The organism is Enterobacter sp. Acro-832, from assembly GCF_011752745.1.
Lineage (GTDB): Bacteria > Pseudomonadota > Gammaproteobacteria > Enterobacterales > Enterobacteriaceae > Enterobacter > Enterobacter quasiroggenkampii.
Map to the genome: position 1 here is coordinate 236,636 of NZ_VWWX01000005.1, position 24,072 is coordinate 260,707.

At 54.1% G+C, this 24,072-nt stretch carries 24 protein-coding genes and 1 tRNA gene; 15 read left to right on the forward strand and 10 right to left on the reverse strand.

Annotation, left to right across the window (positions count from 1 at the left end):
- Positions 1 to 3 precede the first annotated feature (3 nt).
- Positions 4 to 702 carry an EAL domain-containing protein gene (locus F3J31_RS18325; RefSeq protein WP_167214572.1) on the reverse strand — a complete coding sequence of 233 codons (699 nt, stop codon included), beginning with the start codon at positions 700 to 702 and terminating at the stop codon, positions 4 to 6.
- A gap of 278 nt (positions 703 to 980) precedes the next feature.
- Between F3J31_RS18325 and F3J31_RS18330 the strand changes: the two genes are divergently transcribed.
- The 6 genes from F3J31_RS18330 to yahO all read left to right on the forward strand — a co-directional run bounded on the left by F3J31_RS18330 (position 981) and on the right by yahO (position 6,422).
- Positions 981 to 1,057, forward strand: a tRNA-Arg gene (locus tag F3J31_RS18330).
- Between the two features lie 102 nt (positions 1,058 to 1,159).
- Positions 1,160 to 1,990 (forward strand): CPBP family intramembrane glutamic endopeptidase, encoded by an 831-nt coding sequence (locus F3J31_RS18335; protein WP_167214575.1) that lies wholly within the window; start codon positions 1,160 to 1,162, stop codon positions 1,988 to 1,990.
- A 358-nt stretch (positions 1,991 to 2,348) separates the two neighbouring features.
- Positions 2,349 to 3,365: an iron ABC transporter substrate-binding protein gene (locus F3J31_RS18340; protein ID WP_048026887.1), complete on the forward strand. Its 1,017-nt coding sequence runs from the start codon at positions 2,349 to 2,351 to the stop codon at positions 3,363 to 3,365.
- A gap of 24 nt (positions 3,366 to 3,389) precedes the next feature.
- Positions 3,390 to 4,964 (forward strand): iron ABC transporter permease, encoded by a 1,575-nt coding sequence (locus F3J31_RS18345; protein WP_167214578.1) that lies wholly within the window; start codon positions 3,390 to 3,392, stop codon positions 4,962 to 4,964.
- Position 4,965: 1 nt separating this feature from the next.
- On the forward strand, positions 4,966 to 5,997 hold the full coding sequence (locus F3J31_RS18350; RefSeq protein WP_048026888.1) for an ABC transporter ATP-binding protein: 1,032 nt from the start codon (positions 4,966 to 4,968) through the stop codon (positions 5,995 to 5,997).
- A 149-nt stretch (positions 5,998 to 6,146) separates the two neighbouring features.
- A complete protein-coding gene (yahO, locus tag F3J31_RS18355; protein ID WP_048225977.1) occupies positions 6,147 to 6,422 on the forward strand; it encodes a DUF1471 family periplasmic protein YahO in 276 nt (91 codons plus the stop codon).
- A gap of 2 nt (positions 6,423 to 6,424) precedes the next feature.
- Here yahO and F3J31_RS18360 read toward each other — a convergent pair whose 3' ends face one another.
- The 3 genes from F3J31_RS18360 to F3J31_RS18370 form a co-directional block, all read right to left on the reverse strand.
- Positions 6,425 to 7,288 (reverse strand): EAL domain-containing protein, encoded by an 864-nt coding sequence (locus F3J31_RS18360; RefSeq protein ID WP_048026889.1) that lies wholly within the window; start codon positions 7,286 to 7,288, stop codon positions 6,425 to 6,427.
- Between the two features lie 53 nt (positions 7,289 to 7,341).
- Entirely contained in the window at positions 7,342 to 9,279 is a 1,938-nt protein-coding gene (locus F3J31_RS18365; RefSeq protein ID WP_167214582.1) for a methyl-accepting chemotaxis protein, read from the reverse strand.
- A 129-nt stretch (positions 9,280 to 9,408) separates the two neighbouring features.
- Positions 9,409 to 9,849, reverse strand: coding sequence for a winged helix-turn-helix domain-containing protein (locus F3J31_RS18370; RefSeq protein WP_045416609.1), 441 nt, complete (start codon positions 9,847 to 9,849; stop codon positions 9,409 to 9,411).
- A 569-nt stretch (positions 9,850 to 10,418) separates the two neighbouring features.
- Here F3J31_RS18370 and F3J31_RS18375 point away from each other — a divergent pair.
- The 4 genes from F3J31_RS18375 to pheP all read left to right on the forward strand — a co-directional run bounded on the left by F3J31_RS18375 (position 10,419) and on the right by pheP (position 15,503).
- Positions 10,419 to 11,210: a winged helix-turn-helix domain-containing protein gene (locus tag F3J31_RS18375; protein WP_167214585.1), complete on the forward strand. Its 792-nt coding sequence runs from the start codon at positions 10,419 to 10,421 to the stop codon at positions 11,208 to 11,210.
- Positions 11,197 to 11,661: a hypothetical protein gene (locus F3J31_RS18380; protein WP_045416603.1), complete on the forward strand. Its 465-nt coding sequence runs from the start codon at positions 11,197 to 11,199 to the stop codon at positions 11,659 to 11,661. The genes F3J31_RS18375 and F3J31_RS18380 overlap by 14 nt, the downstream gene beginning before the upstream one ends.
- 166 nt (positions 11,662 to 11,827) lie before the next feature.
- Positions 11,828 to 14,011 (forward strand): TonB-dependent siderophore receptor, encoded by a 2,184-nt coding sequence (locus tag F3J31_RS18385; RefSeq protein ID WP_167214588.1) that lies wholly within the window; start codon positions 11,828 to 11,830, stop codon positions 14,009 to 14,011.
- A 103-nt stretch (positions 14,012 to 14,114) separates the two neighbouring features.
- Positions 14,115 to 15,503: a phenylalanine transporter gene (gene pheP / locus F3J31_RS18390; RefSeq protein WP_045909674.1), complete on the forward strand. Its 1,389-nt coding sequence runs from the start codon at positions 14,115 to 14,117 to the stop codon at positions 15,501 to 15,503.
- A gap of 134 nt (positions 15,504 to 15,637) precedes the next feature.
- Here the strand turns inward: pheP and F3J31_RS18395 are convergent, their stop codons facing one another.
- The gene (locus F3J31_RS18395) at positions 15,638 to 16,879 is read right to left on the reverse strand and encodes a mechanosensitive ion channel family protein (RefSeq protein WP_167214591.1); all 1,242 of its coding nucleotides are present in this window, start codon (positions 16,877 to 16,879) and stop codon (positions 15,638 to 15,640) included.
- 65 nt (positions 16,880 to 16,944) lie between these two features.
- Complete coding sequence (locus F3J31_RS18400) at positions 16,945 to 18,381, reverse strand: MFS transporter (RefSeq protein WP_167214594.1); 1,437 nt, start codon at positions 18,379 to 18,381, stop codon at positions 16,945 to 16,947.
- Positions 18,382 to 18,488: 107 nt separating this feature from the next.
- Here F3J31_RS18400 and F3J31_RS18405 point away from each other — a divergent pair, with 107 nt between their 5' ends.
- From F3J31_RS18405 to F3J31_RS18415, 3 genes are all read left to right on the forward strand, one after another.
- A complete protein-coding gene (locus F3J31_RS18405) occupies positions 18,489 to 19,358 on the forward strand; it encodes a helix-turn-helix transcriptional regulator (protein WP_045909671.1) in 870 nt (289 codons plus the stop codon).
- 139 nt (positions 19,359 to 19,497) lie between these two features.
- Positions 19,498 to 19,827 (forward strand): type II toxin-antitoxin system RelE/ParE family toxin, encoded by a 330-nt coding sequence (locus F3J31_RS18410; protein WP_048026897.1) that lies wholly within the window; start codon positions 19,498 to 19,500, stop codon positions 19,825 to 19,827.
- The gene (locus F3J31_RS18415; protein WP_045909670.1) at positions 19,808 to 20,095 is read left to right on the forward strand and encodes a helix-turn-helix transcriptional regulator; all 288 of its coding nucleotides are present in this window, start codon (positions 19,808 to 19,810) and stop codon (positions 20,093 to 20,095) included. Before F3J31_RS18410 ends, F3J31_RS18415 begins: the two co-directional genes overlap by 20 nt.
- A gap of 35 nt (positions 20,096 to 20,130) precedes the next feature.
- Here F3J31_RS18415 and nfsB read toward each other — a convergent pair whose 3' ends face one another.
- The 3 genes from nfsB to F3J31_RS18430 all read right to left on the reverse strand — a co-directional run bounded on the left by nfsB (position 20,131) and on the right by F3J31_RS18430 (position 21,853).
- On the reverse strand, positions 20,131 to 20,784 hold the full coding sequence (nfsB, locus tag F3J31_RS18420; RefSeq protein ID WP_024906901.1) for an oxygen-insensitive NAD(P)H nitroreductase: 654 nt from the start codon (positions 20,782 to 20,784) through the stop codon (positions 20,131 to 20,133).
- A 120-nt stretch (positions 20,785 to 20,904) separates the two neighbouring features.
- On the reverse strand, positions 20,905 to 21,273 hold the full coding sequence (locus F3J31_RS18425) for an MmcQ/YjbR family DNA-binding protein (RefSeq protein ID WP_023293103.1): 369 nt from the start codon (positions 21,271 to 21,273) through the stop codon (positions 20,905 to 20,907).
- Positions 21,263 to 21,853 (reverse strand): TetR/AcrR family transcriptional regulator, encoded by a 591-nt coding sequence (locus F3J31_RS18430; RefSeq protein ID WP_045909668.1) that lies wholly within the window; start codon positions 21,851 to 21,853, stop codon positions 21,263 to 21,265. Before F3J31_RS18430 ends, F3J31_RS18425 begins: the two co-directional genes overlap by 11 nt.
- A gap of 190 nt (positions 21,854 to 22,043) precedes the next feature.
- Between F3J31_RS18430 and F3J31_RS18435 the strand changes: the two genes are divergently transcribed.
- Together F3J31_RS18435 and F3J31_RS18440 are read left to right on the forward strand one after the other, a co-directional pair.
- Entirely contained in the window at positions 22,044 to 23,147 is a 1,104-nt protein-coding gene (locus F3J31_RS18435; RefSeq protein ID WP_167214596.1) for an MBL fold metallo-hydrolase, read from the forward strand.
- 32 nt (positions 23,148 to 23,179) lie between these two features.
- Positions 23,180 to 23,521, forward strand: a complete 342-nt coding sequence (locus F3J31_RS18440) for a RamA family antibiotic efflux transcriptional regulator (RefSeq protein ID WP_010428317.1) — start codon at positions 23,180 to 23,182, stop codon at positions 23,519 to 23,521.
- A gap of 54 nt (positions 23,522 to 23,575) precedes the next feature.
- Here the strand turns inward: F3J31_RS18440 and F3J31_RS18445 are convergent, their stop codons facing one another.
- Positions 23,576 to 23,824, reverse strand: coding sequence for a DUF1158 domain-containing protein (locus F3J31_RS18445; RefSeq protein WP_013097677.1), 249 nt, complete (start codon positions 23,822 to 23,824; stop codon positions 23,576 to 23,578).
- Positions 23,825 to 24,072 lie beyond the last annotated feature (248 nt).

Sequence of the window (24,072 nt, forward strand, 5' to 3'; positions counted from 1 at the left end):
GTTTTAATCCTCCGGCCATGTCCAGGACGGCCAGTAATATCCCTGGCCGAAGTCTGCGCCTGCCTGCAGTGCCCAGGTACGATCGCGTTCAGTCTCAATACCTTCGATAAGCACTTTCCCGGCAAGCTGAAAGCAAAGGGAAACCAGTTGCCTCAGCGCAGGGGTGTCGCGTAAACGCCAGAATGCTTCCTTATCTATTTTGATGCCGCTTAACGGGAGTCGACAGGATAAAAACGACTGCACTAAGACGTCATCGATGTCATCCAGCCAGATTGCGTGCCCCTGTCTGCTCAGCTGCAGCAGATTCTGAACCACAAGCTGCTTGCGCGCGACAGACAGCGCCAAAAAAGCCGCAGGGTCGACAAACTCAATATTGAGCGGCACGCAGGGGAGTCTGATAAGACGCTGAAAGGACGCAGGCTCTGTCAGGACGGTTATCGGCAGATTAATAAAAAGGTTATGACCGTGCGGCGTATTTTTTAACGTGGCAAGCTGCGCTTCAAGCAGCGTTATCGACCACTCAGCGGACCGATCGCAAAAAAAGTCCTCACTGTGCCGCGTGTCGGCCAGAACGCTAAGGACCTCGACGCCAACCTGGCGCAAGGAGGTAAGGGCGACGATGGGCTCAAGCTTAATGCCGACGATGTCCTGAGATAAGTACTGTAACCGGGGGGGCGTATCGATCAGGTTTTGCGCTGTCACTCCATTGTCCTGTTGTCTGTCAGCCTCCAGGCGGCCGGGATACCTGACTCTAGTGTGACGAGCTGACGTACAGGAAAACAGCAGGCGTTACTTAAATGCAACTAAGCCTTTTCGCAGCGCTAAATTTTACGGTAAAACGGGGATAAATGTTGAGAAAATAGCCGTATTTACAATCGGCTAGCGGTAATTGCTCCTTAAAACGGAAAAGGCATTGACTCACCTGCCATTGACCGTATAATTCTTCGCGTTTCACCGCCGCGAAGTACACGCTTCTCAGTGCGCCCTTAGCTCAGTTGGATAGAGCAACGGCCTTCTAAGCCGTAGGTCGTAGGTTCGAATCCTACAGGGCGTGCCATTTCATTTCATAGAGTTACGCCTCACTCACATCCTCCTGATTTCCGTTTTGGGACATATTTGGGACATCGACCCTAAAATTTATCGGTCATGAAGGACATTTATGTGGTATCTACTCGCAATTTCGCTTGCCGCACTTTCCCTTAATAAAAGCCTGGCTTACCTGCTGCTGGGATTAACGGCATTTCTCGGCTGGAAACAGAGCATTCTTGACGCCCCGGCGCTGCTGGTTATTGCATCAATCGTAATTGGCTGGTCTGTTGTTGAATGGCTACGTAATAAAGATGATAAATATACTTATCTGATTGAAGGCCTGTGCGTGGTCATCGCCGTTGCCCTGGTTATGCATGTGCTCCCGGGCTTCCATAATCCCAAAGTGCTGGATGCTGTCGTCGTTGGTCCGCAAAGCATACCGTTCAGTATGTACTTTAATATGGACAAGGCGGTGGTGCCGTTCTTTTTAATTACGTGCATGCCAACGCTATTCGTAGCAAAACCCCTCTATAAAATTGGCAAGATCAGCTGGGGAATATTGGTACTTGCGGTACCCGCGCTGTTACTTCTGGCTGTAGCGTTGGGCGGGCTGAGAATTGAGCCACATGCGCCAGAATGGTTCGCGCAATTTGCCCTTGCGAATATTTTCTTCGTCTCTTTGGCCGAGGAAGCCCTGTTCAGAGGCTATCTGCAGCAGCGCTTGTCCCGGATCGTTCACCCTGTCGTGGCGTTGTTGATTGCCTCAGTCATCTTTGGGCTGATGCATTATAGCGGCGGTTTACTACTGATTATTTTTGCCAGTCTCTCCGGCATTATTTACGGCCTGGCGTGGATGTGGAGCGGCAGGCTGTGGGTTGCAACGTTATTCCATTTTGGACTGAACTGCGTGCATTTATTGTTCTTCACCTATCCTGTGTATGCCCCTCATGCGGCTATGTAATGCTTTTTAAATGAGTAGCCTAATAAATTTAGCTACCTCCGGATAACCATAAAAAGCCCCCGCAATATCGGGGCTTTTTTATATCTGCCGGGAGCGCGAATAACAGATTTACCTTCGCGCCATAATGAATAGAAGGCTAATGAATTTCGTTGTTGGCAGGCTTAAGGTTTTCTTAATCTAGAAATTATCTCGCATTAAAATTTGGATTTTTATCATTACAAAATCTGCTAAAAAGAAATTTTACACTTTTACGCGTAAACTGGATTGATACTAATTATCATTAGCGTTGTTGTATGCTTTAATCCTGTCCCACAAAGCTATGAGTGGTTACTCCCGTTGGTCTATTAAGGATATGTTCATGAATTCTCGCCTGCTGTCCTGCTTCTCGCTTGCCTTGTTGTCTTCATCCCTTTTCCTTTCCACACAATCGGTTGCCGCCGATAACAACGACGGTATCGTTGTCTATAACGCGCAGCATGAAAACCTGGTGAAGTCGTGGGTTGACGGTTTTACCAAAGAAACCGGGATTAAAGTGACTTTGCGTAATGGTGATGACAGCGAGCTGGGTAACCAGCTGGTTCAGGAAGGCAGCGCATCGCCGGCAGACGTATTCCTGACGGAAAACTCGCCATCCATGGTGCTGGTGGATAACGCTAACCTTTTTGCACCGCTGGATGCCGACACTCTGAAGCAGGTACCGGCAGAGTATCGTCCGGCGCACGGCCGCTGGATCGGCATTGCCGCCCGCAGCACCGTATTCGTCTATAACCCGGCGAAGCTGAGCGAACAGCAGCTGCCTAAATCGCTGATGGATCTGGCGAAACCCGAGTGGAAAGGCCGCTGGGCGGCATCTCCTTCAGGCGCGGATTTCCAGGCCATCGTGAGCGCGATGCTGGCCCTGAAAGGCGAAAAAGCCACCCTGGAATGGCTCAAGGCGATGAAAGCCAACTTCGTTGCCTATAAAGGTAACAGCACGGTGATGAAAGCGGTCAATGCTGGTCAGATTGATGGCGGGGTGATTTATCACTACTACCGCTTTGTCGATCAGTCCAAAACCGGTGAAAACAGCAAAAACACCCAGCTCTACTACTTCAAGCACCAGGATCCGGGCGCGTTCGTAAGCCTTTCCGGCGGTGGCGTGCTGGCGTCCAGCAAACACAAAGCGCAGGCGCAGGCCTTCATCAAATACATTACCGGCAAAGAAGGTCAGGAAAGTCTGCGTACCAACAACGCCTTTGAATACGCCGTGGGTGTGAACGCGGCCTCCAACCCGAAACTGGTTCCGCTGAAAGATCTTGATGCGCCGAAAGTTGAACCTTCAACGCTCAACAGTAAGAAAGTTATCGAGCTGATGACGCAAGCCGGTCTGCTGTGATCCTGAGAGTGAAGTGAACGTCTTATGTCTGGTCTGAGTCTCGACATCGGAAAAAACAGAGTGCAGGAGCCTGCCCGCAGGCGTCCTGCACTGCCGATGGTTGCGTTAGCTGTCTTGTTTTCATTACTGGCGCTTCTGCCTTTGGGTTTTATCATTGCCATTGGCATTGAGACGGGCTGGGAAACGATAAAGGCGCTGGTGTTTCGCCCGCGTGTGGCTGAGCTGCTCAGCAACACGCTGTGGCTGACGGCTTTAGCGGTTCCGCTGTGTATCGTGACGGGCGTGGCGATAGCCTGGCTCACCGAGCGCACACAGCTTGCCGGGCGAGGGATCTGGTCTGCACTGGCGGTCGCCCCGCTGGCGATCCCCGCGTTTGTGCAAAGCTATGCCTGGGTGAGCGTTGTTCCGTCCATGCACGGGCTCTCCGCGGGCGTGTTTCTCTCCGTTCTGGCCTACTATCCCTTTATCTATATGCCGGTTGCGGCGGTGCTGCGCCGCCTTGACCCGACGCTCGAAGATGTGGCCGCATCGCTCGGCACCCCGCCGTGGCGGGTCTTTTTCCGCGTGGTTCTGCCCCAGCTCAAGCTGGCTATCTGCGGCGGCGCGCTGCTGGTGGCGCTGCACCTGCTGGCGGAATATGGCCTGTACGTGATGATCCGCTTTGATACCTTCACCACGGCAATTTATGACCAGTTTCAGTCTACCTTCAGCGGCCCGGCGGCAAACATGCTGGCGGGCGTGCTGGCGTTATGCTGCCTGGCTATCTTAGTGCTGGAAGGCGTGACGCGTGGAAAAGCACGCTACGCGCGCATTGGCGCCGGTGCCGCGCGCGAACAGAAACGCTGGCCGCTGAGGCCTGCGGCTGCCGTGCTGGGGCAGCTGTTTTTCATCGTGCTGATCGTGCTGGCGCTGGGCGTGCCGTTGGTTGTCCTGTGTCGCTGGATTTGGCTCGGCGGTGTGGAAAACTGGATGAGCGCCGATCTCTGGCACTCGCTGCGCCAGACGCTGATGCTCGGCGTGGGCGGCGCGCTGCTGACGACGACGTGCGTGATCCCCATCGCGTGGCTCGGTATCCGCTATCCACACCGTATCTTCCGGATGCTGGAAGGGTGCATCTATATCACCAGTTCGCTGCCGGGCATTGTCACGGCGCTGGCCCTGGTCACCGTCACCATTCACTACGCCCGTCCCATTTACCAGACGGAAATAACCCTGTTCCTTGCCTATCTGCTGATGTTTATGCCCCGTGCGCTCATCAATCTGCGGGCGGGAATTGCGCAGGCACCGGTTGAGCTGGAAAACGTGGCGCGCAGCCTTGGCAGCACGCCCGCGAAGGCGCTCTGGAGCGTCACGATGCGGCTGGCCGCGCCGGGTGCGGCGGCGGGAGCCGCGCTGGTTTTCCTCGGCGTCAGCAACGAGTTGACCGCCACGCTGTTACTCTCTCCCCTGGGCACGCGCACGCTCTCCACCGGATTCTGGGCGCTGACCAGCGAAATTGATTATGTGGCAGCGGCACCTTACGCGATGCTGATGATCCTGATTTCCCTCCCGCTGACCGCCATTCTCTATATGCAGTCGAAGAAAATTGCAGGGCTATGACATGCTTGAATTAACCGCCATTTCTAAATCGTTTGCTGATGTGCAGGTGCTCGACAGCTTAAACCTGAGCGTTGCGCCGGGGAGCAGAACGGCCATTGTCGGGCCGTCGGGGTCAGGGAAAACCACGCTGCTGCGTATTCTTGCCGGGTTTGAGACGCCCGACACCGGACGTATTGTCATGCAGGGAAGAACGCTGTTTGATGAAAACCGTTTTGTCCCAGCCCACCAGCGCGGGATCGGTTTTGTGCCGCAGGAGGGCGCACTGTTCCCGCACCTCAACGTGGCAGACAACATTGCCTGGGGGCTAGACGGGACCCGCCACGAGAAGCGCCAGCGCGTTGAGGCGCTGATGGAGATGGTCTCGCTGGACAGGCAGCTCGCCACGCACTGGCCCCATGAGATTTCCGGCGGACAGCAGCAGCGCGTGGCTCTCGCCCGTGCGCTGGCCCAGCGTCCTTCACTGATGCTGCTGGATGAGCCGTTCTCGGCGCTGGATACCGGCCTGCGCGCGATGACGCGTAAGGCAACGGCCGATCTGCTGGCTGAAGCGGGCGTGGCCTCGATTCTGGTCACCCACGACCAGAACGAAGCATTGTCTTTTGCCACGCAGGTTGCCGTCATGCGTTCCGGACGTTTCACGCAGGTCGGGACGCCTTATGAGGTTTATACCCGTCCCGTTGACGAAGAGACGGCGCTGTTTCTTGGTGATGCGCTAATCCTGCCTGCGCAGCTCACCGCGGGCTACGCCCTGTGCGCCCTGGGTGAGGTGCCCACGGACAACGCACATGCGACAGGGCAGGGCAGAGTGATGCTGCGCCCGGAGCAGCTGAGCGTGACGGCATGTGCCTCACATGAAAGCCCAATCTCCATTCTTGATGTGGATTTTACCGGCCACCTGTCGACGCTCACCCTTGGGCTCGCCGGGCAGCACGAGCCCGTGACCCTGAAGACCGTCAGCCAGCCAGGATGGAACCCGGGCACGGCGGTACGCATTGATATTGCTGGCGCCGCGCGTGTATTCGACTATTCTTAATATTCGTTAGTAATTTCATGCAACGGGTTGTTATAAAACAATTTTCCTGAACCTATGGCATTTCCTGAGATTCTCTACCATGCTCATAAAACCTCACCACAATGCGTGAGGTTTTTCGTAGTTGCTGCTTAATCTCAAGGAAAAAAGTTATGAAAAAGACGACTGCTATTTTGTTGGGAACGGCGTTACTGTTTACGACCAATGCTTTTGCTGCCCAACTGCTGACTAAAAATGAGTTCAAGAAAGTCGAGTCTCAGTATAAAAAAATCGGTACGGTAAGCACTTCAAATGAAGTATCGGTTGATGATGCAAAAAAAGAACTGATTGAGAAAGCCGATAAGAAAGGCGCGGATGTTCTGGTGCTCACCTCAGGGAACACCAACAATAAAATTCACGGTACGGCCAATATCTACAAGAAAAAATAACGTCATTGCAGCCACCCCGTGTTCGGGGTGGTTGTTCGCTCCCCCAGGTTAACTATCCTGACGAGTTCATCGGCCTGAACTGGACGACAGAAATAGTAGCCCTGTAAGAAATCACACTCATTAAGCCGTAAATAGTCCGCCTGATGTTGGGTTTCGACACCTTCTGCGATGATCCGCAGATGCATCTTTTTTGCAAGTTCAATCAGACTCTCCATGAGCCGAAGATCGCCATGCTCTCCGATCTGGCTGACAAACAGTCTGTCAATTTTGATGTACTCAGGATCCAGGGCGTGGATGTAGGCAAGATTTGAATACCCCGTTCCAAAATCGTCCAGCGCAATAGAAATAGGGGAGCGCCGTAATGCTGCAAACCACTCGCTTAATTGCGGCGTGACATGCAGCGGGTGCTTTTCGGTAATCTCAATTATCAGCTGCACGTGGCGGGTAGCAAGCTTTTGTAAAAGCGCCACGGTATCCGATTCAAAACGAGGATCGAGACAGTTCGAGGGACTCAGGTTGAGACTGATGTAAAGTCCCTCAGGAAAAAGATGGATCCGGTGCTGGAGATCGGTAATAACCTGCTGAATCAGATGATGCGTCAGCATAGCAATGAGGTTGTGCTTCTCCGCAAGGGGAATGAAGGTGTCCGGCGCGACGTTACCGTAAAGCGGGTGCTTCCATCTGGCGAGCACTTCAATACCTGCCATCAGCCCCGTCTGGCTGTCGTAGAAGGGCTGATAAACCGGCACGATTTGGTGCTGAGCAATGGCGTCAATTAGCGTTCTTGCCGTTACGTGATAAAAATACGGCGTCAGCAGGGATCGGATGCCTGAGAGCAATGTCGGGTGGCGTTTTATCGTTGTCATTCTCGTGTGTTCTTTAACGTACGGTAGCCCCGGAGGCTACCGTACGGCGGTCATCAGAATTTGACCCAGTCATCCTGGTCGTGGCTCGTGGGACGTTTTATCGCAACAACGGTGGTGCTGCTCGCGTTGTTTGGTCGGCGTTTTTCAGTGCGGGCGGCACTTTCCTTTGATACGCGGAAAATCGATACCACTTTTTCCAGCTGTACGGCCTGATCCTCCAGCGAGCTGGCCGCAGCCGAAGATTCTTCCACCAGGGCGGCGTTCTGCTGGGTAGTGGTATCCATTTCAGCCATCGCCTGTGCAATCTGGGAAATACCGCGGCTCTGTTCTTCGGTAGCGGCAGCAATTTCATTCATGATGTCGCGTACCTGCGCGACAGATGTTTCGATTTTCGTCATCGCATCGCCGGCGCTTTCAACCAGACTAAATCCGGTGTCAACGTGCAACACGGACTCGTTAATCAGGTTTTCAATCTCCTTCGCCGACTGCGCGCTACGTTGGGCAAGCGTACGGACTTCCGCGGCGACCACGGCGAAACCTTTGCCCTGATCGCCCGCGCGGGCAGCTTCAACGGCGGCGTTCAGTGCCAGAATGTTGGTCTGGAAGGCAATGCTGTTAATCACGGTGGTAATCTCTGAAATACGGTGCGAGCTGCTGCGCACGTTTTTCATGGTATCGATCACCTGCAGTGAAATCTGGCTGCCTTCGGTGGCGTTTTGCGCGGCTTCGTCGGCTAACTGTCTGGCGTGAGAGGCGTTCTCCGCGTTCAACGCAACGGTAGAGGTCAACTCTTCCATGCTGGCAGCGGTTTCGACAACGGCTGCAGACTGCTGCTCGGTTCGCGCCGACAGATCCATATTGCCAGCCGCAATTTCAGTTGAGGAACGAGAAACGCTCTCCACGCCATCGCGGACATCATTAATGATATTCTTAAGATTGACGTTCATGGTGGCGACAGCCTGCATCAACAGTCCGGGCTCATCGCGGCGCGTACTGGTCAGCGTACTGGTCAGGTCGCCGCTGGCGATCTGTTCTGCTACGCGCAGGGTCTCATTCAGCGGCCGGGTGATAGAAAGAGTAATACCCATTGCCATAAGGATACCGAGCGCGATCCCAATGGCAGCAACGACGGCCATTTGTATCTGTACGCTATCAACCGTATCGGCAACTTTTTTCTGCTGTAAATTAAACAGCGTCTGGATGGCCTGCGTCAGCGTCATCGCCTTTCCGGTAAGGGTATCGGACAGGGTGGTCTGCAGCGTCCAGACGAGCTTATAATTCGGTAGCGCTTCGGCTACGTTATTCATCGTGTCGAGGCCAGACTGCAGCCAGTTTTTTTGGTCTTCAGACGCAACGGTGAGCAACTGCCCTGTGTAAGACCTCGCTGTCTCCAGACGCGTCAGGATCCCCTTGCTTAGCGCATCCGTAGGGTGCTGCTTATACAGGGTGACCTGCGAATCAATGTCGCTCATAATAAACGCGATCTGAGCGGCGATAAGCGAATGCTGAAGATCAAGGGTACCGCTCTGGCTTAGTTGTGACGCCCGTTCCGAGTTATCGCACAGCCCCTGGGTGTCCAGTTTTTGTTCGCTGAGTTTCTTTTCAGAAAGCGATTGGGTAAACGGGACCAGCGTGGCTACGTAACTCGTTACCGCATTCGCCGTATCGTCGAGCGCTTTTTTCCCTTCCGGCGACCAGCTGAGCGTTTTCATTTCAGACACAATACTCTGCATGCGCTGGGTACCCGCATTGGTCTGGTCGAGATACTTTTGATCAAGCGTATATTGAAAATTGGTTCGCCCCAGGCGGACCTGTGACAGCGCGTTAAACAGGTCGGTTGTATGTCCGTTCTTTTCAACTTTATCCTGAATACTACTCAGGCCAAACAGCCCGGAACCCAGAATAATAATCGTCACGAGCAGGACGGTAAAAAAGCCAAAGAATAACTTCTTACTCACTTTTAAATCGGTAAAGCGGTTAATTATGCTCATATTGAATTCCAGCGTCAGCGAAAGCTAACTTACAGTGCTTTAAAATCATTAACGTAAAAATTGTTTTGAAAATAAGAGAAAAAAAAGCCCCTCGCACGCCAGTGCTCAGGGCAAACACCTGAATTGACATCACTCACTCAGGGTATCTGTCTTCTCCTCTTTTTTAACGGAATGAGTCGGGAGTTCACTCATTCTGTAATAAACGGGGATTACATCCGGATTATTAATGATGTAACCGCGCCCTTTAATATTGTGAATAAAGTCGTCGTTTAGGCCTAAAAGCTTCAATTTATTCTTGAGATTGTGCAGAACCTGCCATAATCGCTGTGTGGAAGGACTCAGGTTGTGTGCCTCCCAGATTTCTTCAAACAGTTCTTCTTTTGAAATAGGCTCTTTTCGGCCATTTATCATCAAATAAAGAAAAAGTCGCAGCATCGTTTCATTGAAATAGATTGACGCGAAAGCGATGCTGTTATCAGTAAGGCTACCAGTGAGTCGGTACAGCCTTCGATTGGCAATATCGAAATGAATGTCATCACCGATCATAAATCCGTATAGACGATAACCCATAACTAAAACCCATATAAATGAAGACGAACACGCATCACTACATATAAGTGCTGAGATAATCCATACCGTTTGTAGGGTGGATTATATGGCTGCTATCAATACTTTCCAATACACATCCCTGTGCGCTATAAGAAACCGGTTCAACATCACTCGCTCATGGTTTATTAGTCGATTTAAGTCATACATAAAGGATAAAACTCCAGTATTACTTATTTATCTTTGTTATTGTTCTAAATTTCTGTGATTGAACGGTGACTCAACATTAAACCGTGAATTTCAAGAAAATTTCAGTTTTTCACTCTGAATGTTCCGCACGACCTGAAGCCTCATGAAGGGGCATCTGGTGAAGGTCAGGTTAGGATTTTTCAATAAAAAAGAGGAGTGAAGTTAAATGATTTATACTGATTAAGCGGAGGTCGCAGCAGGGGGAAAAAAGGATGTGAAAGCGAGATTTGTTTATAAGTACTTGATAAATATTGATTAAAATCTTAATCAGACAAAGTCAACGGACGCGAAAACATAACAATGATGAATGCATTTTACTTTTGTCTTCTGGTCGCAGGCGCGCCATGAAGCCCGTTTTCCTGATCAATCACGTGGTGCTTTTCGAGCCGGACAAGCGTCAGCTTTGTCAACGGGGTAGTTACCCCGAACGCGCTGTTGTTTTGCATGGTCCCGTTAGTGAGTGTCTGCAACAGCTGCTTGAACACAACGGTGAGGTGCTGTCGCAGCGTTATCTCTTTGCTGCTGTCTGGGAAAAGCAAGGTGCGGTCGTCACGACTAATGCCCTTTATCAGACTATCGCGTCTATCCGTAAAGCGCTAAAGACGGCGGGGCTGACAGAAAATATCGTGCAGACTATTCCAAAAGAGGGGTTTAAGTCGGTTGCGCATATTCAGACGGGGTCACTCGACGATTTTATTACGCCCGCAGTATTAGAGACTGTCTCGACGTTGCCCGAGGCACAGCGTACATCTCCACCTTCGGTTAATCACGGGCTTCATTTTTTCCATGGTAAAATGGTGTGGGGCCTGGCCGGATTATTATTTATTGCTTCTTGCCTGGCTCTTATCCATGAAATTAACGCTCAGGGCACCGGACTTGAAGACTATCTTTCCATTGGCAACGTTAACGGCTGTGAAGTCTATTCGTCCTGGCATGATAAAACGAAAAGTGAGCGTATTTTTGCTGCCCTGGAAAAACGTTATCCCATTCACTGTCCTCCTGGGGGGACGGCTCTGATGACGCTAAATCATTTTCAGAATGGTATTTCAGTGCTCGTGTGCGACAGGCTACCCGACGCCGCCGGTGCGCGCTGTGATTCGATTATGTATCTGGAGCAATATCATGAAAATAGATAGCCAGACTGTGCGCTGGGGGATCGTTATCCTGGCTATTGCTGCGCCTATACTTTATGCCGCCTGGCTTCATTATCAGCGAAACAATTTTACCTGCGAGAGCCATTTAACGATAGTCGAGGGCGATTCGACGGTCGATTCTCTCATGTCTTTTTCATTTCAACATGGTTCAGGCGTCTACGACTCAACCGGTGAATATAGTCCGCCAGGACAGCCCACCGTTACCATCAGCAACAAGATTAACTTCAAATATTGGTATGAAGAGGGTAGGGTCATATTGGTTTCCGACGAAACGAATGCCTTGCCCAAAAAAGACGAACCCTTTCGCCATTATATTCCCGATTTTTTCTATTATCGCGACCGCGGTATCAGCCTTGGCATTGTTCAGGTGAACGCCTCCGGCTATCTGTTTAGCTTCGGAAATTCCCCTGCGTTTTACTGTTCGAAAAGCTGAAAGAGAATGCCTCCTTCTTCTTGATCCGTTTTCTCGCTTGAAGTTTACGCATGCTAATACTTGAATCATCAAAGATAATGCGTATAGTTCTCATTTGCATTGCTATCAATACATTCTAAGGCCCGACAACGGGTCATTTTTGCGCGCACTTTCAAATGAGTTAACGATGAACAACACCAACATACACAAAACGCTGCTGGCGCTCGCCGTTGGCGCGGTAACACATTCCGCCTTCGCGGCGGACGATCAAAAAGAAGATACCCTCGTCGTGCAGGCTAAGCCTGCCAGCGAGTTCAAACCCGGTGGCGATCGGCTGGTACCGGCCTTCCTCGACGGACAGGTGGCAAACGGCGGACGGATGGGGATGCTGGGCCAGCAGAACGCCATGGACGTACCGTTCAACATCATCAGCTACACCTCAAAGCTGGTGGAAGATCAGCAGGCGAAAACCATTGCTGACGTAGTCGCCAACGATGCGGGCGTGCAGTTCGTCCAGGGTTTCGGCAACAGCGCGGAAACCTACCGTATCCGTGGTCTGAAGTTCGACGGTGACGACATGACCTTTGGCGGTCTGTCCGGCGTGCTGCCGCGGCAGGTGGTGGATACGCAGATGGTTGAGCGCATTGAGATCTTCAAAGGGGCAAACGCCCTGATGAACGGCGCGGCGAGCTCCGGCGTGGGCGGGATGATCAACCTTGAGCCAAAACATGCGGGCGAACTCCCGCAGGCGAAAGTGGGCGTCGACTACACCTCAGATTCTCAAATTGGCACCACGCTGGATGCGGGCCGTCGCTACGGCGACAACGACCAGTTTGGCGCGCGGGTGAACCTGGTGCACCGCGAAGGGGAAACCGGTATACCGAACGATCGCCGCCGAACCACGCTGCTCTCTACCGGCCTGGATTACAGCGGTGACCGCTTCCGCACCTCGCTGGATCTGGGCTATCAGAAGAAAACCTTCCACGGCAGTCCAACCAGCGTCAACATTTCGGCGGTAGATTTCGTGCCCGAGCCGCCGAAAAACGATCGCAACTTCTCGCAGAAGTGGGCCTACAGCAACATCGAAAATGAGTTCGGGATGTGGCGCAGCGAGTACGACATCACCGACGGCTGGACCGCCTATACCGGACTTGGCGCGCAGCACGCGCACGAGGAAGGGATCTACAGCGCGCCGAAGCTGGTGGATAAAAGCGGTAAGGCAACGGTCAGCCGCCTTGATACCAACCGCATCAGCGATTCCGTCAGCGGCATGGCGGGCATTCGCGGTAATTTCAATACCGGTTTTATCTCGCACAAGGTCAACGTTGGCTATTCGGCGATGACCAAAAACGAAAAAATCGCGTGGAAAATGTCGGCGACGAAGGATAACCCGACGACCAACATCTACCACAACACCGGCGTGGATATGCCGGACAGCAGCAACTTCAACGGTTCAGGCGGGAAGTACAGCGATCCGCTGACCAGCGGACGCACCCGTACCCAGGGCTGGCTGTTGAGCGATACCCTGGGCGTGCTGGACGACAAACTGCTGTTCACCGCTGGCGCACGCCACCAGAAAGTGGTCATTCGCGGGTATAACAAAATTACCGGTGCGGAAAACGCGGCAGACGGCTTCGACGGCAGCCGCTGGATGCCAACCTACGGCGTGGTCTACAAGCCGTGGGAGGGAATCTCCCTCTATGCTAACCATACCGAAGCGCTGCAGCCGGGCAAAACCGCGCCTAATACCGCCACCAACTACGGCCAGAGCACCGGTATCGTTCACTCTAAGCAGAACGAAGTGGGCGTAAAGGCGGACTTTGGCCGCGTAGGCGGATCGCTTGCGCTGTTTGAAATCAAGATGCCGTCGGCGATCCTCGATGACAGCGGCCACTATGGCCTGGATGCTGAACAGCGTAACCGCGGCGTGGAACTGAACATTTTCGGCGAACCCATGCTCGGGATGCGCCTCAACGCCAGCGCCACCTGGCTGCAGGCCGAGCTGACCAAAACCAAAAATGGTGTCAATCAGGGTAACGATGCGATCGGTATTCCGAACTTTTACGCTGTATTGGGTGCAGAGTATGACATCAAGCCGATTGATGGCCTGACGGCGACCGCCCGCGTCAACCACTCCGGTGCGCAGTACGCTGACCTGGCAAACACCAAAAAGCTGGACAGCTACACCACGCTGGATCTGGGGATGCGCTATCGCTTCGCGGTGAACCACAATGCAAACCAGATGACGGTGCGCGCGGGCATCGACAACGTGACCAATGAAAACGACTGGGCCAGCGTGGATGATTCCGGTACCTACATCACGCAGGGCGAACCGCGTACCTTTAAGATCGCGGTTGGCTACGAATTCTAAGCGTTCCATCTCGTTATCCGGGGCAGGGATGCCCCAATCCCTTGCTACCTCCAGCATGAAGTGTTAAAACGTGCCCCTTCTAAAAAAGAGACAGGGGTAGGACGTGAAAGACGCGTCATCCGCTTCAGGCCATGGTAGCGCCGAAGCCTCGTCGGATCAGAATCCGACGCTGCAACGTGGTTTGCAAAATCGACATATTCAGTTAATTGCCCTTGGCGGCGCAATCGGTACCGGGCTCTTTCTCGGCATCGGCCCCGCTATTCAGATGGCGGGCCCGGCGGTGCTGCTGGGTTACGGTATCGCCGGGATTATCGCCTTCCTGATCATGCGCCAGCTCGGCGAGATGGTTGTCGAAGAGCCGGTGTCAGGCTCCTTTGCGCACTTTGCATATAAATACTGGGGCCCGTTTGCCGGCTTCCTGTCCGGCTGGAACTACTGGGTGATGTTCGTGCTGGTGGGGATGGCGGAGCTGACCGCCGCAGGCATCTATATGCAGTACTGGCTGCCGGATGTCCCGACGTGGATCTGGGCGGCGGCCTTCTTCATCATTATTAACGCCGTTAACCTCGTCAACGTCCGCCTGTATGGCGAAACCGAGTTCTGGTTTGCGCTGATCAAGGTGCTGGCGATTATCGGCATGATCGGCTTTGGCCTGTGGCTGCTGTTCTCAGGCCACGGCGGCGAGCGCGCCACGATCGACAACCTGTGGCAGCACGGCGGCTTCCTCGCCACCGGCTGGAAAGGGCTGATCCTCTCCCTGGCGGTGATCATGTTCTCCTTCGGCGGTCTCGAGCTGATTGGCATTACCGCCGCCGAAGCGCGCGACCCGCATAAAAGCATTCCAAAAGCGGTTAACCAGGTGGTGTACCGTATCCTGCTGTTCTACATCGGCTCGCTGGTGGTCTTGCTGGCGCTCTATCCGTGGGTGGAAGTGAAATCCGACAGCAGCCCGTTCGTGATGATTTTCCACGATCTGAACAGCAACGTGGTCGCCTCTGCGCTGAACTTCGTCATTCTGGTGGCGTCGCTGTCGGTCTATAACAGCGGCGTTTACTCCAACAGCCGTATGCTGTTTGGCCTCTCCGTTCAGGGCAACGCACCGCGCTTCTTAACCCGCGTCAGCCGTCGCGGCGTGCCGGTGAACTCCTTGTTACTGTCAGGTGCCATCACGTCGCTGGTGGTGCTGATCAACTACCTGCTGCCGAAAGAGGCCTTTGGCCTGCTGATGGCGCTGGTTGTCGCTACGCTGTTGCTGAACTGGATCATGATCTGCCTGGCGCACCTGCGATTCCGCGCCGCGATGCGCCGCAAGGGGCGCGAAACGCAGTTCAAAGCGCTGCTTTACCCGGCGGGTAACTACCTCTGTATCGCTTTCCTGGGGCTGATTCTGGTGCTGATGTGCACCATGGATGAGATGCGCCTCTCGGCGATGCTGCTGCCGGTGTGGGTGGTGTTCCTGTTTATTGCTTTTAAGCTCTCGCGCAAAAAGTAGCGCGGTTTTCTCCCTCTCCCTGTGGGAGAGGGCACCAGACCACACTTGCCTTCATGCCCGGTGGCGCTTCGCTTACCGGGCCTACAAAATCAAAGTAGGCCGGGTAAGGCGAAGCCGCCACCCGGCAACCCACCTCACCGATGCTGAGGGGTCAACGAGCGAATATCATTCCCCGTCGGCGACTGGTGAATACGCAGACCAAATTCATCCACCACCGCGAAAATATGGTCGAAGATGTCGGCCTGAATCTCCTCATATTCTGCCCAGACCACGGTATTGGTGAAGGCATATATTTCAATCGGCAAGCCATTCGCATCAGGCGCTAGCTGGCGCACCATCAGCGTCATATCTTTGCGAATGCGCGGGTGGTTGCGCAGATATTCGTTCAGGTAGGCGCGGAAGGTGCCGATATTGGTCATCTTGCGCAGGTTTAATACCGATTCCCCTTCACCGTTCTGCTGATTCCACAGATTAATTTCCTCATGACGTGCGGCCAGATAAGGCTTCAGCAGTTTCGCCTGAATGAGCTTCTGCTGTTCCTGCTCGTCGAGGAAATGAATGCTGGTGGTATCAATGTTCAGGCTGCGCTTAATGCGTCGCCCGCCGGAGGCCGACATGCCGCTCCAGTTGATAAAGGCGTCGGAGACCAGCGCCCACGTCGGAATGGTCGTAATCGTATTATCGAAATTGCGCACTTTCACGGTGGTCAGGCCGATGTCCGTCACCGTACCGTTGGCACCGTATTTTGGCATCTCCAGCCAGTCGCCGAGCTTGAGCATGTCGTTGGCAGAAAGCTGAATACCCGCTACAAGCCCGAGTATCGGGTCTTTAAACACCAGCATCAGGACGGCGGCCATGGCACCCAGACCGCTGATCAGAATCGCCGGGGACTGTCCAATCAGCAGGGAGATAATCAGTATCCCCACCAGGATGGCGCTCACCAGCTTGATGCCCTGGAAGATCCCTTTCAGCGGCAGCTGTGACGCGGTAGCCATTTTCTGCGACAGATTGAAAATCACGTCCAGCAGCGAGAAGAAGGAGAGCAGGGCATACACCATCACCCACAGCTTCGCGCAGGTGGTGAGTATTTCCGCTGCTTCGCTGCCCTTTTGCAGCCACAGTACCGCCTGGACGTTGACGATTATCCCCTGCAGGGTAAAGGCCAGACGGTGAAATAATTTATTCTGAGTGATGATCTGCAGCCATAAATGGCTGCTGGCCTGCGCGCGCTTTTCGAATGCGCGAAGTACCCCTTTGTGTAGAATAAAATGAACGATGATGGCGGTAAGAAAAATAATACCAAAGATAATCACTAAAGAGGTGGTGTGATTAATTTCAATGCCTAACTCTTCAACCTGAGAAATCAATTCCTGCATAACGTCTCCTGTATTTTTGCAGCCCCATAATGGCGGCTGCGGATCTATTATGCAAATTCACGAACTTATTTGGCGGCCTGGCAGACCTTTACCACCGGCAGGCACAGGCGATGGCGGATGCGCAGCGTCGCCAGAGCCAGCACCACCATCATGGCTGTTTCCACCATGAGGAAGACGTTAACCGCCTGGGTGTAATCCCCGTGATGGTTTTGAAGCGCATGCAGCAAAATGGCGCCAAAAATAGCCGGGCCAAGACCCAGCGCGGCCTGCTGCAGGGTGCTTAAAATAGCGCTCGCGGCTCCCGCGTCGTCAGGCTGAATGTCGCGCATCCCGATGCGATAGAAACTGTTCACGATCAGCGCCTGCCCGTAGCCCACCAGTCCGGTCGCCGGTGCCAGCGTCAGGGTGGTATTCTCCATGCCCCAAACGCGGAACGTGGCGATCAGCGTCAGCAGGCCGGTAATCTGGATCGCCAGACCCGTCAGCAGGATGGTGCTGGTGCTGTAGCGGGCAATCAGCCGAGGTGCGAACCACGCCGAAACAAAGTAGGTCACGCCCAGGGCGATAAAACTGTTCCCGGACTGCCACGGCGCCATACCCAGACCGGTTTGCATGGTCAGGGCCATACAGAACATAAACCCGGACCAGACGCTGAAAAAGAGCATCGCAATGAGAATGCCAAAGCGCACGCTGCGAAGCGCAAGCAGGCGCGGCGGGATCAACGGGTGGGCATTCTCACGCTCTTTTTTGCGCGCATTCAGCGCCATCAGCCAGGCCAGCGGGACAAGGGCGAGCAGCATCGTCTTCAGCGGCCAGGACCAGTGCCACTGCGGGCCGAGCGCCATCGGGAACAGCAGGCAGCAAAGCATGATGGCCAGCAACACGGTACCCGGCCAGTCGATGCGTGACGGCGTCTCGCGACGGGTTTCCGGTACGAAGCGGCGGCTTAGCGCCAGCACCACCAGACAAATCGGCACGTTGATAAAGAAGGCGTTACGCCAGCCCAGTCCGGCGATATCCGCCGATACCAGCCAGCCGCCGCCCATCTGCCCGACGATAAACGCAATCCCGCCGATGCCGCCGAACAGGCTGATGGCTTTTGCATGCGCCGTACCTTTGAGCGTCACGTGCAGCGTGGCAAGAATTTGCGGCATGATCAGTGCGGCACCCGCGCCCTGAACGATGCGCGCGGCGAGCAGCTGTTCAATGTTCCCTGCCATTCCGCACAGCAGCGAGGCCAGGCCAAAGCTCGCCACACCCCACATGAACAGACGGCGACGGCCGAAATTATCCCCCAGCTTGCTGCCGAGCGCGAGGCAGACGGCAAAGGCCACGCCGTAGAGCGCGACGATGAGCTCCAGTTCGGTAGCGGTAGCGTGCAGTGAATGGGTAATGGCGTCCAGCGCCACGTTGGTGATTGAGGTATCAATCATCGGCAGCATCTGGCCGGTTAACAGCAATATCAGGCCAGCGCGACCCGGTGAAACAACTGACGTATTCATGGTAACTCCATTGCGTCATTCAACAGATGGTCGTAGCATCTACCATCAGATAAACGGGTACCAGTTCTTGCTTATACTGGTACTGGCACTACTATGCAGGGGGATTTATGGCGCTGATGTCTGAACCCGTCGTCTCACTTCAGGATGACACCCGAAAACAGCTCGGGGCATTTTTACGTGCCCGGCGTGAAAGCCTCGATCCGCAGCGTCTCGGCTTGCCGCGCAGCGGTCGTCGCCGCACGCCGGGTCTGCGCCGGGAAGAGGTGGCGATGCTTGCTGACGTGGGCGTGACCTGGTACACCTGGCTTGAGCAGGGCAGGGACGTCAATCCGTCCAGCGCGGTGATGGCGGCCGTGGCAAAAGCGCTGCAATGCACCCCGACCGAGGCCCGGCACCTGTTTGTGTTAGCGGGTTTGCCGCCGGGTGAAGCACCGCAGGCGGTCTGCTGTGAAGGCATCAGCGAAGGCACCCGACGCCTGCTGGATACGCTGATGCCGAAACCCGCGAGCATTCAAAAACCGAACTTTGATATCGTGGCGTGGAACGACAGCTTCGGGCACTTGATGGGCGTCGATTTCAATGACATCCCTCCCGAAGATCGCAACTGTATTTATCTGTTCCTCACGCATCCGGCGTGGCGCGCGCGCCTCGGCAGACGCGACGACGTGCTTCCCATCTTTGTCTCCTATTTCCGGGCGGCGATGGCCGAACACCGGGGTGACCCACTATGGGAGGCCAAACTGGCGCGCTTCTTCGCGGTGTCCGAAGAGTTCAAAACTCTGTGGCACCAGCGCAACGACGTGCGCGGCGTGGAGAATCAGCTCAAGCTGTTTACCCATCCCGAGCTGGGGGATTTTACGCTGCAGCAGATGTACTGGTATTCCGCGCCGCGAAACGGATCGCGGCTGCTGGTGTATCTGCCGGTGGATGAAGCGGGAGAGCGGGCGATGGAGTGGCTGGCGGCGCAGGGAAAGTAAGTTTTTTGCGAGGGGCTTTCATGTAATCAAAGCGGTTCCGGTTCTGTCTGTTAAAAACGGGTAAGGTGGGACACGAAAAGCTAAATTAGCCTTTAATGCAAATTGCCTTATATGCTAATATTCTCAGGGATGAAATATCGTGTTCAGACTTATCGTTCATGAGGCGGTAAGGGAAGAGATTCTCTCACTGCCTGCTGGGGTGCAGGCGAAGCTGATTCGACAGCTTGATAAATTACGCACCAATCCGACAGTACTGAGAGAACCTGACAGCAAACCCTTACCCTATGGTTTGTTTGAAATCAGAACCGTCGGGCTGATCCACACTCGTGGGATCTACGTTTATCAGCGGGAAAAGACAATTTTTCTGCTGCGGGTATTTATCAAGAAAACGCAAAAAACACCCTCTGCTGAACTCCGTCTGGCATTGAAACGACAACAGGAGATGTTGGATGAGCAAAAAGATTATTGACTGGGATGAGCTCAGAGCGGAACTGTTAAGCAATTCAGAAGTGCAGGCTTCTTTTGATGCAGAAGAGCGCAAGGAACGCCTGCGAGAGATGCTGGCGCAATGGCGAGACCATGCTGGCCTGACGCGCGCGCAGGTGGCTGAGCGGATGGGCGTCAGCGCACCCACGGTATCCAGAATGGAAGCGAATATTACCCGGGCAAGCCTTGATACGTTAACGCGTTATGCGCTGGTGTGTGGGATTAAACACCCGCAGATTACGCTTTATTGAAACAGGCACGCCGGAACCCAGCGTGCCAGGAGGGATTAGCACTCGGTCACAATCGTGCTCAGCGGCAGGCGAGATTTCGGCAGCGTGGCGTTGAAATCTTCCACGCTGTGATGCCCAACCGGCACCACCACCAGGCTGGTGAAGCCCTTCTCTTTCAGGCCAAACTCTTCGTCGAGGATCGCGGCGTCGAAACCTTCGATCGGTACCGCGTCCAGGCCCATTGCGCCCACGCCCAGCAGGAAGTTGCCGACGTTCAGGTAAACCTGCTTCGCCATCCATTGGTCGTCATCTTTCAGATCCACGCGGTGCATGTCGGCGAAATAGGTGCGGCCCTTATGGTTCGCGGCTTTGGCTTCCGGGGTGTTGAAGCGACCGTCGGCTTCTTCCTGATCGACAACGCGCTCCAGCCAGGCATCGTCCATCGCGGTTTTCGCGCAGAACACCACCACGTGAGAGGCATCCAGCATTTTGCGTTCATTGAACACATAGGTGCCTGCCGCGGATTTCGCCACGCGCGCTTTTCCTTCCTCGGTGCTGGCCACAATGAAGTGCCACGGTTGGGAGTTGGTGCTGGACGGGCTGTACTGCAGCAGGGTTTTGATTTTTTCCGCTTCTTCAGCGGTCAGTTTTTTGCTTGCGTCGAACGCCTTGGTGGAGTGGCGTTTCAGCGCAACAGAAATGATATCCATAACAACTCCTGATGATGAAATTCGCCCGCGTGCGGGCGCGAAAGATGAGCAGATTACAGCGGGACGGGGAAAAAGATAAGGGCAATTCGAGCGTTTAATCTGTTCGTCTAAGACGAACAATCAGACCGGCCGGATCCACTTCTGGTCTTTTTTCGGCAGTTTATCCACCACCAGATGCCACGAATCATTGATGAGATCGGTAACCAGTTCCGGCGTCACGTCGTCCGTACCGTAAAGAGAGATCCAGTGCTTTTTGTTGAGGTGATAGCCCGGTTCAACGCCGCGATAAATCTGCTGATTTAACAGCGATTTCTCCGGGTCTGACTTCAGGCTGACGTGCGGCCGCCCGTGTGCGACGGCCACAATCATGAAAATTTTTCCACCCACTTTAAACACGTCAAACTCCGGCCCAAACGGCCAGCAGTGTTCGGTGAACGGCAGTTCAAGCGCCACGCGTTTTGCATGCTCCTGCAACGTTTTACTGTCCATCGCTCTCTTCCTGGGCAAGCCCGCGCCACATCACCTCAAAGCCGAGCGCTTTAAACTCAACGGCGCGGGACGGATCGCGGGTGGCAAATTCCATCGTACTTTCGGCCAGCGATAAGAAAAGCGCATCGCCAAATGTTTTAAATTCATCAGACATAAACACCTGACGCACCGAACGGCGGCAGAGTTCATGCAGCTCCGGAAACATCTCTTTCACCGCCTGTTCCGTTTCGACGCTCAGCTTTTCACTGACGCCAATCTGGCGGATCGCCGCATGCGCAACGGGGTTACGAATACCCCAGTCCACATAGCTGTTCCAGATATTGCGGGTATGTTCTTTAGGCAGCGTGATGGTGCGATCGAGGTTTGCCAGCATGGTCTGGCAGAGATCCTGCTTCAGATGCAGATAGAGGGCATTCAGCAGATCGTCTTTCGTAGCAAAGTAGCGGAACAGGGTGCCTTCGGCGACGCCCGCCTTACGGGCAATGAGCGCCGTTGAGGCGGCAATGCCTGACTGTGCAAACGCCGCCGTTGCGGCTTCCAGTAAGGCCTGTTTTTTATCTTCACTCTTCGGACGTGCCACTAAATTTTTCCTCCTGTCAATTATAAAAACCCTGATTGAAACACGTGCTTTGACACGCTGCAACGCGGAATGTCAAAGATCGAAAACGTCTTGACGACTTTATCATCATATCTATAATGAGTGCTTACTCACTCATAATCAAGTTTACCCTGCGCACGCTATCGGATGGGGCGCGTTTTCGGGTCAGGATATGAAAAAACCTCTCTTCATCTGCGTGGTGTTAATCATGATTATTGCTTCAGCCGCGAGTTTACCGTTTGTTCTGAATGCCGGATTCGGCCAGCCGCCGCAGGGTGAACGCCTCACCGAAGTGGAGGCCTCCCCACAGTATCGCGAGGGGAAATTCCACAATACGCTGCCGACACCGGGATATAACGGTGACAAAAATATGCTGGTCGCGATGTGGGAGTTTCTGACTAAAAAAACCGAAAACGCCCGCCCGACCCAGCCGCTGCCGCTGGTGAAAACCGATCTTGCGAGCCTGCCGCTGGAGCAGGACACCCTGGTGTGGCTCGGTCACTCTTCGTGGTATCTGCAGCTCGCGGGCAAACGCATCCTGATTGACCCGGTTCTTGGCAACTATGCCGCGCCGTTCTCGTTCCTCAATAAGGCCTTTGCCGGGGAGTATCCGTGGTGTGCTGAACGCATGCCGGAGATCGACCTGCTGATTATCTCGCACGATCACTACGATCATCTGGATTACGCCACTATCAAGGCGCTACTGCCGAAGGTGAAGCGGGTGGTGACGCCGCTGGGCGTGGGATCCCACCTGCGCTACTGGGGGATGAAGCCCGAGATTATTGACGAGCGCGACTGGAACCAGTCGGTACGCATCAGCGATGAATTGACGGTGCACGTTCTGCCAGCGCGTCACTTCTCCGGTCGCGGCATCAAACGCGATCGCACCCTGTGGGGCAGCTTCATGTTCGTCACGCCAGAGCAGAAGGTTTACTACAGCGGGGATTCCGGTTACGGCCCGCACTTCAGGGCCATCGGTGAACAGTTTGGCGAAGTGGACGTCGCCATCATGGAAAACGGCCAGTACGACCAGGACTGGAAGTACATCCACATGCTGCCGGAGGAAACGGCGCAGGCCTCGGCGGATCTGAACGCGAAAGCCGTGGTGCCCGGGCATAACGGACGCTTCGTGCTGGCGAAACACGCCTGGAACGATCCGCTGATCCAGCTGGCAAAAGCCAGCAAGGATAAAAATTATCGGTTGCTGACGCCGGAACTGGGCGAGCCCGTCCGGGTAAGCGACAGCGCACAAACCTTTCGTGCGTGGTGGGAATAATGTTTAAGCGAGAAGCAGAGGGGGACAGCAGTATGACCATTTCCGCTCAAGTCATCGACACTATCGTCGAATGGATCGACGACAATCTGCACCAGCCATTACGAATAGAAGAGATTGCCCGCCACGCGGGTTACTCGAAATGGCACCTGCAGCGGCTGTTTATGCAGTACAAAGGGGAGAGTCTGGGGCGTTATATTCGTGAACGTAAGCTGCTGCTGGCGGCGCGCGATCTGCGAGAATCCGACGCCCGGGTGTACGACATCTGCCTGCGTTACGGGTTTGACTCGCAGCAGACGTTTACCCGTATCTTCACCCGTACGTTCAACCAGCCGCCGGGTGCGTACCGTAAAGAGAACCATAGCCAGACACATTAACCTGTCGCGTGTAGGCCGGGTAAGGCGTAGCCGCCACCCGGCTTTTTTATGGGCTCAGGACGCGAGTGAAAACCAGCGTCGCCAGACGAAACGCAGCACGAAGAATTCAATCGCCCCGAGCAGTAAAAACCACACGCAGAACAGAATGGTATAGAGCTGGTTAAGATCGACCATGTGAAAGGTCTGAACCAGTTTCTGCGCCAGCACCAGCCCAAGCGAAGGCGCCGGGAGCAGCAGGCACGAAAGCAGGGCCAGTAATAAAATGCCGCCTGCGGTGAGCAGCGATTCTAGCGGGTGTTTCATCGTAATGTTAATCGTCAGTTAAAAATGTCATTGTCCGGCATTCTGTAACGTAAAGCAATATCAGCCCCGCTGACCTTTTTGAATAAAACAAAGACATTATTACTGCGCACAAATAACAACATACGACCCGGCGTTTATATTAATATCGCGTTGTGTAAATAAACGTCCGCATCAGGAAAATAATTTTACAAATGTATAGGTGCTATAACCAATTAACGTGGCAATAACAATGGCCGCGATAACGTATA